The sequence below is a fragment of the Streptomyces puniciscabiei genome (assembly GCF_006715785.1).
GTDB classification, from domain to species: Bacteria; Actinomycetota; Actinomycetes; order Streptomycetales; family Streptomycetaceae; genus Streptomyces; species Streptomyces puniciscabiei.
The window spans coordinates 169,066-181,172 of the sequence record NZ_VFNX01000004.1 but is presented as its reverse complement, the minus strand read 5'-3'; the positions used below and the strand labels follow the sequence as shown (position 1 = coordinate 181,172).

Here is a 12,107-nt window from a genome sequence, read left to right as displayed (position 1 = left end):
AGCGTAGGGCGACGGACCGTCGATGATCAACGGGTGGGGCGGGTGGCGCGGCCCTCGGCGGTACCGCCTAGCGTGCTGTCATGCGCATCGACTACTCACCCGCGTCCATGCCGGCCAGGGCGTTCTACCGTCTGCTCACCGCCGTGGTCGTACCCCGGCCGATCGCCTGGGTCTCGACCCTCGCACCCGACGGCGGGGCGGCGAACCTGGCCCCGCACTCGTTCTTCACCGTGGCCTGCACGGATCCGCCGGTCGTGCAGTTCACCTCGGTGGGCCGCAAGGACTCGCTGCGCAATGTCGAGGACACCGGCGAGTTCGTCGTCAACTTCGCCCCCGAGCCGCTGTTCGCCCAGATCAACGCGACCGCGACCGACTTTCCGCCTGACCGTGGGGAGTTCGACGCCGTGGGCATCGAGCGGGAGCCGTCGCTGCGCGTGCGGCCGCCGCGGGTGGCCGCGTCTCCGGTCGCGCTCGAATGCACGCTGCACTCGACGCTGCGCCTCGGCGATTCGACGGTGGTGTTCGGCCGGGTCGTGCACGCCGCCGTCCACGAGGACGTACTGGTGGACGGCCGGCCCGACATCGGGCGGCTGCGGCCGCTGTCCAGGCTGGGCGGGAACGAGTGGGGCACGGTCGGCGAAGTCCACGAACTGGCCCGGGTGCCGTACCGGAAGGACACCCAGGGCTGAGCCGCACCGCCTCCTCGGGTTCAGGCGAGCACCAGCACCAGGGGCACGCCCCGGCACGGCACCAGGCGCATGCCGTCGTACGCGCCGGGCCGCGCCGCGCTGAGCAGTTCGCCGAAGTCCGGGCCCTTGGTGAGGGAGCCGGCCAGGTGGGCGGGGTCGGCGGAGGCGGCGACCCGGCCCCGGGCGTTCACCAGACGGGCGGGGCGGGGCAGGCGCCGCAGCAGGGGGAGGACGGCCGTCTCGAAGTGGCGCAGATAGACGTCGGCGGCGGCCACCCCGGCGAAGCGGCCCTCGATCCGGACGGGTTCGGAGAGGGTGAGGCTGTACTCGTCGGAGCAGAGGTAGTCGACGTACGGTCCGGCCACCGCCCGTCGCCCGGTGTCGCGGGGCAGCGCGAACCAGTCCCAGTGCGTGTAGTCGGAGTACGCCGACTGGCCGGGGTCGAGGTCGAGGAGGAGCGGGCGTACGTCGCCGTCGGCGCCGGACTGCCACCACTCCAGCCAGGCGGGAACGTCGGTCAGCAGACCGGGGGCCGCGACGAAGCCGACGCCGGAGACGAGTTCCTCGCGGGTCAGGTGCACATGCAGTCCGGGGCGCAGGGCGGCGAGGTCGGCGCTGGCGGGGCGACGGCCCTCGGCGACCACCCGGCCGAGCAGGGCCTCGGTTTCCGCGCGCGTGGCGGCGACCGTCTCGAAGACGGCCTCCAGCGCGCCGCCGACCTGTGCGGCCACCCACGCCTCCGCTTCCACCTCGAGGGTGGCGAGCCCGGGGCTCCGGCCCATGGTGTCCTCCAGCGGACGGGAACCTGACGCGGTGCGGTCAGAGGGTGAGGCGTACGGCGACGAGCCGCGCCGTCGACTCCCTGACGCACCGCTCGGCCAGCGTGCCGGCCGTTTCGTGGGCCCCATCCTGCACGGCGGAGATCACGGCGCGATGACGGTACGCAACTTCTTCACGACACGCGTCGTCGGCCAGGACCAGGCACAGCAGAGCGCCGATCTCGCCCTGCAGGGCGACCTGTTCGCGGGTGAGGCGGGCGGACTGGGCGGCCGCCGCGAGTTCGACATGGAAGCGGCCGTACAGTCTGCTGCGTGCCGCCGCGTCCTCGGCCCGGGGCAACTCCTCGGCGGTCCGGCGGAGTTGGTGCAGATCCTCGGGCTCCGTGCGCTGGGCGGCGAGCCGGGCGGCGGCGCCGGACAGGGCAGCCCAGTGGTCGCCGAGGTCGCGCAGTTCCTCGGTGCTCCAGCCGCGCAGCCGGGCCTTGAGCCGGTCGTCGGCGGGGACGTCGGGGAGGGAGACGAAGCTGCCGCCGCCGCGGCCCCGGCGGGTGGTGACCAGGCCCTGTTGCCGCAGGGCCATGAGCGCCTCCCGCAAGGTCACCGTGGAGACACCGAGCTGTCCGGCGAGCTCGGTCTCGCCGGGCAGCTGCTCCCCTTCGGCCAGGAGACCCAGCTCGATGGCGTCGCCGATGCGGCGGACGACCGCGTCCACGCGGGCCCGGTTGTCCACCGGGCTGAAGACGGCCCTGCGGGCGCCGCCCTCGAGCTCGTACTGCCTCACGGCCACCACCTCGTGCATTGACTCAAGCTTTACCCCAAGGGGATCTTGAGGTTAGAACTATGACTTCATATGTTTGCGGTCAAGCGGCTCAACGTACAGCGCGGCAGAAAGGTTCCCGTATGGAGGGAATTGCGATCCGGCTGCAGAACCTGCGGAAGTCGTTCGGCGAGACGACCGCCGTGGCCGGGGTCGACCTGGAGATCCGGGACGGGGAGTTCTTCTCGATGCTCGGCCCGTCCGGGTCCGGCAAGACCACGGTCCTCCGGCTCCTCGCCGGGTTCGAGACACCGGACCAGGGCCGGATCGAGCTGGCCGGGCAGGAGGTCACCGGCCTCGCCCCGTTCGAGCGGGACGTGCACACGGTCTTCCAGGACTACGCCCTCTTCCCGCACATGACGGTCGAGCAGAACGTCGCCTACGGCCTGAAGGTCCGCAGGGTGCCGAAGGCAGAACGGCTCGTCCGCGCCCGCAAGGCCCTCGCCGAGGTCCGCCTGGAGGGCTACGGCCAGCGGCGGCCCGCCCAGCTCTCCGGCGGGCAGCGCCAGCGCGTCGCCCTCGCCCGCGCCCTGGTCGGCCGGCCCCGGGTGCTGCTGCTGGACGAGCCGCTCGGCGCCCTCGACCTGAAGCTGCGCGAGCAGATGCAGGTCGAGCTGAAGGCGATCCAGCGGGAGGTCGGCATCACCTTCGTCTTCGTCACCCACGACCAGGAGGAGGCGCTGACGATGAGCGACCGCATCGCCGTCTTCGACCAGGGCCGCATCGCCCAGGTCGGCACTCCGGCGGAGATCTACGAGCGCCCGGTGACCCCCTTCGTCGCCTCCTTCGTCGGCACCTCGAACCTGCTCGACGGTGAGGCGGCCCACCGGATCGTCGGCACCCCGGGCACCTACAACATCCGCCCGGAGAAGATCCGCGTCCTGAAGGAGTCGGCCGAGGCGGACGAGCCCGAGCACGCCACCGCGACCGGAACCGTCGCCGAGGTCGTCTATCTCGGCGACGCCACCCGCTTCCTGGTCGACCTCGACGGCGGCGGCCGGCTCACCGCGCTGCAGCAGAACCTTGAGACCTCCTCCGAGGACGTCGCCGACTACCGCGGCACCCGGGTCCGCCTGACCTGGCACCGCCGGCACGCCGTCCGGCTGCCCTCCTGACCTCTCCCCCGTCTCTACGTCCCCATGGAGAACGCCGTGCGCCTCACCCGTACCCTGCGCACCGCGGCCTGCGCCGCCGCGCTGCTGCTCGCCGCCGCCTGTGACTCCTCCGGCTCGGGCAGCTCGTCCGCTGCCGGCCTCAACCCGCCCGACCTCAAGGCCCCGACGAAGCTCGGCAAGACGGAGGGCCAGGTCAATCTGGTCGCCTGGGCCGGCTACGTCGAGGACGGCTCCAACGACCCCAAGGTCAACTGGGTCGGCGACTTCGAGAAGCAGACGGGCTGCCAGGTCCACTCCAAGGTCGCCGCCAGCTCGGACGAGATGGTCAAGCTGATGAAGACCGGCGAGTACGACGCCGTCTCCGCCTCCGGCGACGCCTCCCTGCGCCTGATCGCCGCCGGCGACGCCGCCCCGGTCAACACCGCCCTGGTCCCCAACTACAAGGACGTCTTCAGCGGATTGAAGGACGGCGCCTGGAACTCGGTGAAGGGGCAGATGTACGGCATCCCGCACGGCCGGGGCGCCAACCTGCTGATGTACAACACCGAGAAGGTCAGGCCCGCGCCCACCTCCTGGTCCGCCGTCTTCGACGACGCCTCCCGGTACAAGGGTCACGTCACCGCCTACGACTCGCCGATCTACATCGCCGACGCCGCCCTCTACCTCAAGGCCACCAAGCCCGAGTTGCAGATCAAGGACCCCTACGCCCTCGACCAGAAGCAGTTCGACGCGGCAGTGGCCCTGCTCAAGGAGCAGAACAAGAACGTCGGCGAGTACTGGAGCGACTACCTCAAGGAGGTCTCCGCCTTCAAGAGCGGCGACTCGGTCGTCGGCACCACCTGGCAGGTCATCGCGAACCTCGCCGCCTCCGAGGGCGCCAAGGTCAAGGCACTGGTGCCCAAGGAGGGTTCCACCGGCTGGTCCGACACCTGGATGGTCTACAGCAAGGCCAAGCACCCCAACTGCGCCTACAGGTGGCTGAACTGGATCGTCTCCCCCAAGGTCAACGCCCAGGTGGCCGAGTACTTCGGCGAGGCACCCGCCAACTCCAAGGCCTGCGCCGAGACCAGCGACAAGAACTTCTGCACCGTCTACCACGCGGCCGACGAGAGCTACTGGAAGAAGATCGCCTTCTGGAACACGCCCATCGAGCAGTGTCTGGACGGCCGCAAGGACGTCAAGTGCGTGCCGTACGCCAAGTGGGTGCAGGCCTGGACCGAGATCAAGGGCTGAGCCGTGACGACCGACGCGACGACCGCCGCCGGCCGGGGAACCGTCCGGCGGCTCGCCGGAACCCTGCACCGCAGACCCCGGCTGCGGCTGACCCTGCTGCTCACCGCGCCGCTGCTGTGGCTCGCCGTCCTCTACCTCGGCTCGCTCGCGGTCCTGTTCGTCTCCGCGTTCTGGACCACGGACTCCTTCACCTCGCAGGTGGTGAAGGTCTGGTCGACGGACAACTTCCACGAGCTGCTGACCACGCCCGTCTTCCGTCAGGTGATCCTGCGCAGCGTGGGCGTGGCGCTCGCGGTGACCGTGCTGTGCGCGGTGATCGCCTTCCCCGTCGCCTTCTACACCGCTCGCGTGGCCACGCCGCGCCGGCGCCCGCTCCTGGTAGTGGCGATCCTCACGCCGCTGTGGGCGAGTTACCTGGTCAAGGTGTACGCCTGGCGGCTCATCCTGTCCCAGGGCGGGCTCGCCGACTGGATGCTCGCGCCGTTCGGGCTGAGCGGCCCCGGCTTCGGCCTGCCCGCCACGGTCCTCACCCTGACCTACCTGTGGCTGCCGTACATGATCCTGCCGATCCACACAGCCCTCGAACAGCTCCCGGCAGCCCTTCTCGACGCCTCGGCGGACCTCGGGGCGCGGGCCGGGCGGACCTTCCGCTCGGTGGTCCTGCCGATGGTGCTGCCCTCGGTCGCGGCCGGCTCGGTGTTCACCTTCTCGCTCAGCCTCGGCGACTACATCACCGTGCAGATCGTCGGCGGCAAGACCCAGCTGATCGGCAACCTGGTGTACTCCAACATCGAGCTCAACCTGCCCATGGCCGCCGCGCTCGGCACCGTACCGGTCCTCGTGATCGTCCTGTACCTGCTGGCGATCCGCCGCACCGGTGCACTCGACAGCCTGTAGGAGAAGAGCGCCATGCATCTCAGCCGCACCGCGCGCATCGCCCTGCGCACCGGCGCCGGGCTCGGCTTCGCGGTGATCTACGTCCCGCTGCTGCTCGTCCTCGTCAACTCGCTCAATCCCGACCGCAGTGCGAGCTGGCCACCGCCCGGGCTGGCGTGGCACTGGTGGTCGGTGGCGGTGCACAACGCCGGTGCCCGGCAGGCGCTGTGGGTCTCGGTGAAGGCGGGGCTGGGCGCGACCGCGATCGCGCTGGTCCTCGGCACGCTCAGCGCGTTCGCCGTGGCCCGGCACCGCTTCTTCGGCCGTGACACGGTGTCGTTCATCGTGGTGCTGCCGATCGCGCTGCCCGGCATCGTCACCGGCATCGCCCTCAACTCGGCCTTCGGCACGGTGCTGGAGCCGCTCGGCGTGGGTCTCGGCCTGTTCACTGTGATCGTCGGCCATGCGACGTTCTGCATCGTGGTGGTCTTCAACAACGTGGTGGCGCGGTTGCGCCGGACGTCCGCCTCGTACGAGGAAGCGGCCATGGATCTCGGCGCGACCACCTTCCGCGCCTTCGCGGACGTCACCTTCCCGCTGGTCCGCTCCGCGCTGCTGGCGGGAGCCCTGCTGGCCTTCGCCCTCTCCTTCGACGAGATCGTGGTCACCACGTTCACCGCGGGACCCGGGATCGAGACCCTCCCGATCTGGATCTTCGACAACATGACCCGGCCGCAGCAGGCGCCGGTGGTGAACGTCGTGGCCGCCGTCCTCGTCCTGCTGTCGGTGATCCCGATCTACATCGCCCAGCGGCTGTCCGCCGACACGGCGACGTCGAGCCGGGTGTGACACCCTGTACGGCGGACGAACAGGGGGACACATGAGCACTGGGGAGTCGACGAACGGCGCGGGCCCGGCACGGGCGCTGCGCGCGGCGTACGAGGCGGCCTCGGCGGTCGTCGCGGGACTGGGTGACGAGGAGTCGTGGCTGCCGACCGGCTGTACCGGCTGGGCGGTCCGCGACCTCGTCTTCCACTGCCTGGGCGACGCCCAGCGTGCCCTGGTGGCCCTGCACACGCCGACGCCGAAGCCGGTGGACCGGGACGCGGTGACGTACTGGCAGGACTGGGAGCCGAACACCACCGGGGCGGCGAACGGCCGCCGCTGGGTGCGGGTGAACGCGAGCATGTTCCTCGACTTCGGTCAGCTCCAGGGGCTTTACCTGGAGACGCTGGCGGCGGTCGTGCACGCGGCGGAGGCGGCCGACCCCGCGCGGCACGTGGGCACGCAGGGGCATGTGCTGACGGCCGGGGACCTGCTGACCACCCTCGCGGTGGAGGCGACCGTCCACCACCTGGACCTGACCGTCCGGCTGCCCGGGGCGCCGGAACCGGCGCCCGAGGGGCTGGCCGCGGTGCGTACCACCCTGGACGGTCTGCTCGGCCGGCCCGCGCTCCCGCAGTGGAGCGACGCGCACTACGCGCGCGTGGGCACCGGCCGGGCCCCGCTCACCGAGGCCGAGCGCACGGCGCTGGGCACGGCGGCGGACCGGTTCCCGCTGTTCGGCTGAGCCCGCCTCGGTGCCGGTCGGCGCCGATCACACGCCCAACACGGGGACACGAGCGGGCGACACCTGCGCGGTGCGGGCCGCGCCGCCCGGGTTGATGGAAGCCTGCGCCCCATGCACACCCCACCGAGCATCAACAGTTACGTCGACCGGGTCACCGCCGGCCCCGGCGGGGCGATGACCGACGAGGTCGGCGTCATCACCGGCGACCTGACCGTGGCCACCATCCTGCTGTCCGACGGCCACAGCGCGCGCGTCGCCATCCAGCACTCCGGCAGCGACACCTGGTACACCCTCGCCGGCAGCCCCGCACCCGTGCCCGCCGGGCAACTCGCCGCCTATCACCGGGATCTGTTGGGGCGCATCCGCCGGGGAGGCGGCACCCGCGCCACCTGAGCCGGCCGCGGACAGCCACCGAGGGCATGCCTTCCGGCGTGCCCTCAACTCTCGTGTCCACCGCTTGGGTTGACTCCCATGAACCGGCAAAAGGCCACTCCCGCACCTTGACCCGACAGTTGGTCCAGACCAACCATGGACTAGACCAATAGCCTCGTCGGGCCACAGCGCAGCGCCGCCTCCGCTCCACCCCCGTTCGCCTGCCTGCCGTCGTCATCCGGGAGTACCCATGCCACGTCCGAGACCGGTACGCGCCCTGCTCGCGGGCCTGGCCACCCTGGCCGCCTCCGCGGGACTCGCCGTCGGAGCAGGGGGCACCGCCCACGCGGCGACCCCGCTGCCCACACACCTCTTCGCGCCCTACTTCGAGGCCTACAACGGCGACAGCCCCGCCGCGCTCGCCCAGGCCTCCGGCGCCAAGTACCTGACCATGGCCTTCCTCCAGACCGACAAGAAGGGCTCCTGCACCCCGTACTGGAACGGCGACACCGGAACACCCGTCGACTCCTCCGTCTTCGGCGCCGACTTCGCCACCATCCGCTCGCGCGGCGGCGACGTGATCCCGTCCCTCGGCGGCTACGCGGCCGACAACGGCGGCACGGAAATCGCCGACAGCTGTACGAACGTGGACTCCGTCGCCGCCGCCTACGAGAAGATCATCACCACCTACGACGTCTCCCGGCTCGACATGGACGTCGAGGACAACTCGCTCACCGACACCGCCGGCATCGACCGCCGCAACCAGGCCATCAAGAAGGTCCAGGACTGGGCCGCCGCGAACGGCCGCTCGGTGCAGTTCTCCTACACCCTGCCCACCACGACCACCGGCCTCGCCGACAGCGGCCTCGCCGTGCTGCGCAGCGCGAAGAACGCCGACGCCAAGGTCGATGTCGTCAACATCATGACGTTCGACTACTACGACGGCGCCACCCACCACATGGCCACCGACACCGAAACGGCGGCAGGCGGACTGCACGACCAACTCGCCTCGCTCTACCCAAGTCTGTCGGACCGTCAACTGTGGAACATGGTCGGCGTCACCGAGATGCCCGGCGTGGACGACTACGGCCCGGCGGAGACCTTCACCACCGCCGACGCCCCCACGGTGTACGACTGGGCGGTCGCCAAGGGCATCAACACCCTGTCCTTCTGGGCCCTCCAGCGCGACAACGGCGGCTGCCCCGGCTCCGGCGCCTCCGACACCTGCTCCGGCATCGCCCAGGACACCTGGTACTTCACCCACACCTTCGCACCCTTCACCGGCGGTACGACGACCCCGCCGACGAACGGCTTCTCCGTGTCCCTCTCGCCCGCCTCCGCCTCGGTCGACCCCGGCGGCACCGCGACCGCGACGGTGAAGACCTCGGTCACCTCCGGCAGCGCACAGCCGGTCGCTCTGACGGTGAGCGGCGCGCCGAACGGGGTGACGGCCTCCCTCAGCCCGTCCTCGGTCACCGCGGGCGGCACCTCCACCCTCACAGTGAAGACCGCCGCCGGGACGACTCCCGGCACCTATCCCCTGACCGTCACCGGCACGGCGGGCTCGACCCGGCACAGCTCCACACTCACCCTGACGGTGAAGGGGTCCGCCGGCACCGCCGCCCTGGGCAACGGCGACTTCGAGACCGGCTCGCTCGCGCCGTGGACCTGTGACAGCGGGGCCGCCATCGTCCCGTCCCCCGTGCACGGCGGCTCCCACGCGCTGAAGACCGCGCCTTCCTCCGCGCAGACCGGCCAGTGCGCCCAGACCCTGACGCTGAAGCCGAACACCGCTTACACACTGAGCGGCTGGGTGCAGGGCCCGTACGCCTACCTCGGTGTCGGCGGAGGCGCGACGGCCAGTACCTGGACCTCGTCCTCCTCGTGGTCGAAGCTCACGGTCCCCTTCACGACCGGCGCCTCCGGCACGGTCACGGTGTACGTCCACGGCTGGTACGGCCAGGGCGCGGTCTACGCCGACGACCTCACCCTGAGCTGATCCACCGCTGCGACGGGCCCCGCTCGGCGATCACCGGGCGGGTCCGGCCCGCAGGAGCGGCCTGCCCGCCACCGGGGGCGGCCAACCGGCATCCCGGCTGCCCCTTCCGTAGGCTGAAGAGACGCGAAGCTCCCCCGGGAGGTCTCCCCGCAGGCAGGAGACGGCCGTGATCGGACTGGCCGCGGCGTTCGCCGTCGCGGGCGCGGCGAGCAACGCCGTGGGCACCGCCTTCCAGCGCAAGGCCGCGTCGGCGAGCAGCCGCGGCGGGCTCCGGCTGCTCGCGGAGCTGGTCCGCCGGCCCGTCTGGGTGATCGGCATGTGCGGTGTGGTCTGCGCCGCGCTGTTCCAGAGCCTGGCCCTGGTAAACGGCCCGCTCGCGCTGGTGCAGCCGCTGTTCATCCTGGAGCTGCCCTTCGCGCTGCTTGTCGCCGCCCCGCTGATGCACCGGCGGCTGCCCCACTCGGGCTGGTGGGGCGTCGGCGCCTGTGTCGCGGGCCTCGCCGTGCTCCTGGTCGCCGCCGCCCCGCACGGCGCCGTCGACCACGCTCCGCTCAGCCGCTGGATCCCGGCGCTGTGCCTGTGCGTCGGCGGGATGGCCGCCGCGGTGGTGCTGTCCGGCCGCGACCGCTCGCCGGCCCGGCGCGCCGCGCTGCTGGCCGCCGCCTCCGCCACGGGCAACGCGCTGACGGCCGCCCTGCTGAAATCGGCCAGCGGCACCTTCGCCGACCACGGATTCGCGGCGTTCCTGCGGTCCTGGCAGACGTACGGCTTCGCGCTCGCCGGCGTCGCGGCCGTGATCCTGCTGGAGAACGCGCTCCAGGCCGGTCCCCTGGCCGCGGCACAGCCGGCGCTGACCATCGGCGACGCGGTGGTGAGCCTGACGCTCGGCATGACCCTGTTCGGGGAACGGATCCGCACGGGCTGGTGGCTCGTCCCGGAGGCGGCCGGCGCCCTGCTGATCGTCGGCGGCGTGGTGGTGCTCAGCCGGGCCGTCCAGCACATCACCGTGGTGCCGGTCGCGGTGGAGGAACGGGACCTGGCGACCTGAGCCGGGTGAGCCGTACGTCCTCCACGCCCGGCAGGCCTAGGAGCGGGACCCCGCCGACCCGCCGACCGGCGCCGCGGACGCCGCCCCTACCGCCCCGCGATCCCGTCGATCCACAGCTGGAGGCGTTCGCCCTGGTCGGCCATCAGGGCGGGATCGCGCAGGGTGTTGGTGAGGACGGACATGCCCTGGTAGGCGGCGACGAGTTCGACGGCGAGGGCCGCGGCGTCCGCACGGCCCAGCTGGGCGAACTGGGACTCCACCCAGTCGAGCAGGGCCCGCATGACCTTCGCGGCGGCCCGGTCCAAACCGTCGTCGCGCTTGTCGAGCTCGGTGGCGAGGGTGCCGAAGGGGCAGCCGAAGCGGGCCGCGGTCTCCCGCTGGTCGACCCAGCCGGCGACGAGGGCCTTCAGCCGGGCGGCCGGGTCCGGGAGGGCGTCCAACCGGGCTGTGAGCTGGTCCAGGTGCGCGCAGTGGGCGTCCACTGCGGCTTCGACCAGCTGGTCCTTGGTCTTGAAGTAGTAGTAGACGTTGCCGAGCGGCACCTCGGCGGTGCGGGCGATGTCGCCGAGGGTGGTCTTCTCCACGCCCTGCTCGTGGAAGACCTGGACGGCCGCTTCGACCAGGCGCTCACGCTTGCCGCCTCGGCCGGATCGGCCGGGTCGCCCGGCCCGGGCCGCGGCGGGGGAATCTGAGTCAGTCACCTGACTAAGGATAGACAACGCGAGGCGCCCCGGACTAAGGTCTCGACTTAGTTAGTCAACTAACTCAGTTAGCGAAGGAGCTGTCATGATCGTTGTCACGGGCGCCACGGGGAATGTCGGACGGACCCTGGTCGCGACGTTGAGCCGGGCCGGGGAGAGCGTGGCGGCCGTCGCCCGGCGCGTCGGCGCGGCGGACGTGCCGCCGGGAGTGCGCGCGGTGGCCGCCGATCTCGGGGAGCCGCAGAGCCTCGCCCCCGCCCTGGAGGGCGCCGAGGCACTGTTCCTGCTCGTGGCCGGCGAGGATCCGGCCGGCATCCTGCGCCAGGCCACCACGGCCGGGGTGAGGAAGGTGGTACTGCTGTCCTCGCAGGGCGTGGGCACCCGGCCGGACGTCTACGCGCACGCGGCCCGCTTCGAGGCGGCGGTGGCCGACTCAGGGCTGCCGTTCACCGTGCTGCGCTCGGGCGGACTGGCCTCCAACGCGCTGGCCTGGGCCGAGCCGGTCCGCCGGCACCGCATCGCCGCGGCACCCTTCGCCGATGTGGCGCTGCCGTTCGTCGATCCGGACGACGTGGCCGCGGTGGCGGCGGCCGTACTGCGCGAGGACGGACACGGCGGCGCCACGTACACGCTGACCGGCCCGGAGCCCACCACCCCACGACAGCGTGCGGCGGCTGTCGCCGCCGCGCTCGGGGAACCGGTGACGTTCGTGGAACAGAGCCGCGAGGAGGCCCACGCGCAGATGGTCCGCCTCATGCCGCCCGCCGTCGCCGAGGGCACGCTCGCGATCCTGGGCGCGCCCACCCCTGACGAGCAGGCGGTCGGCCCGGATGTGGCGCGCCTGCTCGGCCGCCCCGCGGCCCCCTTCTCCGCCTGGGCGGCACGGAACGTGGCCGCGTTCCGCTGAT

13 protein-coding genes are annotated in these 12,107 nt (G+C 72.0%); 10 read left to right on the top strand and 3 right to left on the bottom strand.

From position 1 onward, the window contains the following. Nucleotides 1–80: 80 nt before the first annotated feature. The gene (locus FB563_RS38725; RefSeq protein ID WP_055709707.1) at nt 81–689 is read left to right on the top strand and encodes a flavin reductase family protein; all 609 of its coding nucleotides are present in this window, start codon (nt 81–83) and stop codon (nt 687–689) included. A 20-nt stretch (nt 690–709) separates the two neighbouring features. Here FB563_RS38725 and FB563_RS38720 read toward each other — a convergent pair whose 3' ends face one another. Further along, nucleotides 710–1,471 (bottom strand): cache domain-containing protein, encoded by a 762-nt coding sequence (locus FB563_RS38720; RefSeq protein WP_142219222.1) that lies wholly within the window; start codon nt 1,469–1,471, stop codon nt 710–712. Nucleotides 1,472–1,508: 37 nt separating this feature from the next. Further along, nucleotides 1,509–2,267 (bottom strand): FadR/GntR family transcriptional regulator, encoded by a 759-nt coding sequence (locus FB563_RS38715; protein WP_199832888.1) that lies wholly within the window; start codon nt 2,265–2,267, stop codon nt 1,509–1,511. Between the two features lie 101 nt (nt 2,268–2,368). On the opposite strand from FB563_RS38715, the gene FB563_RS38710 reads away from it, so the two are divergent. The 8 genes from FB563_RS38710 to FB563_RS38675 all read left to right on the top strand — a co-directional run bounded on the left by FB563_RS38710 (nt 2,369) and on the right by FB563_RS38675 (nt 10,498). After that, on the top strand, nt 2,369–3,400 hold the full coding sequence (locus tag FB563_RS38710) for an ABC transporter ATP-binding protein (protein ID WP_055707535.1): 1,032 nt from the start codon (nt 2,369–2,371) through the stop codon (nt 3,398–3,400). 36 nt (nt 3,401–3,436) lie between these two features. Beyond that, nucleotides 3,437–4,633 carry an ABC transporter substrate-binding protein gene (locus FB563_RS38705; RefSeq protein ID WP_055707538.1) on the top strand — a complete coding sequence of 399 codons (1,197 nt, stop codon included), beginning with the start codon at nt 3,437–3,439 and terminating at the stop codon, nt 4,631–4,633. A 3-nt stretch (nt 4,634–4,636) separates the two neighbouring features. Then, nucleotides 4,637–5,530, top strand: a complete 894-nt coding sequence (locus tag FB563_RS38700; protein WP_055707534.1) for an ABC transporter permease — start codon at nt 4,637–4,639, stop codon at nt 5,528–5,530. Nucleotides 5,531–5,542: 12 nt separating this feature from the next. Then, on the top strand, nt 5,543–6,358 hold the full coding sequence (locus tag FB563_RS38695; protein WP_055707533.1) for an ABC transporter permease: 816 nt from the start codon (nt 5,543–5,545) through the stop codon (nt 6,356–6,358). Nucleotides 6,359–6,389: 31 nt separating this feature from the next. After that, nucleotides 6,390–7,079, top strand: a complete 690-nt coding sequence (locus tag FB563_RS38690) for a maleylpyruvate isomerase N-terminal domain-containing protein (protein WP_055707532.1) — start codon at nt 6,390–6,392, stop codon at nt 7,077–7,079. 111 nt (nt 7,080–7,190) lie between these two features. Continuing rightward, nucleotides 7,191–7,472 (top strand): hypothetical protein, encoded by a 282-nt coding sequence (locus FB563_RS38685; RefSeq protein ID WP_055707531.1) that lies wholly within the window; start codon nt 7,191–7,193, stop codon nt 7,470–7,472. A 229-nt stretch (nt 7,473–7,701) separates the two neighbouring features. After that, the gene (locus FB563_RS38680; protein WP_055707530.1) at nt 7,702–9,450 is read left to right on the top strand and encodes a glycosyl hydrolase family 18 protein; all 1,749 of its coding nucleotides are present in this window, start codon (nt 7,702–7,704) and stop codon (nt 9,448–9,450) included. A gap of 166 nt (nt 9,451–9,616) precedes the next feature. After that, nucleotides 9,617–10,498: a DMT family transporter gene (locus FB563_RS38675; protein ID WP_055707529.1), complete on the top strand. Its 882-nt coding sequence runs from the start codon at nt 9,617–9,619 to the stop codon at nt 10,496–10,498. Between the two features lie 86 nt (nt 10,499–10,584). Here the strand turns inward: FB563_RS38675 and FB563_RS38670 are convergent, their stop codons facing one another. Further along, entirely contained in the window at nt 10,585–11,199 is a 615-nt protein-coding gene (locus FB563_RS38670) for a TetR/AcrR family transcriptional regulator (RefSeq protein ID WP_079048895.1), read from the bottom strand. Between the two features lie 85 nt (nt 11,200–11,284). Here FB563_RS38670 and FB563_RS38665 point away from each other — a divergent pair, with 85 nt between their 5' ends. Further along, entirely contained in the window at nt 11,285–12,106 is an 822-nt protein-coding gene (locus FB563_RS38665) for an SDR family oxidoreductase (RefSeq protein ID WP_055707528.1), read from the top strand. The last annotated feature ends 1 nt before the right edge of the window (nt 12,107 follow it).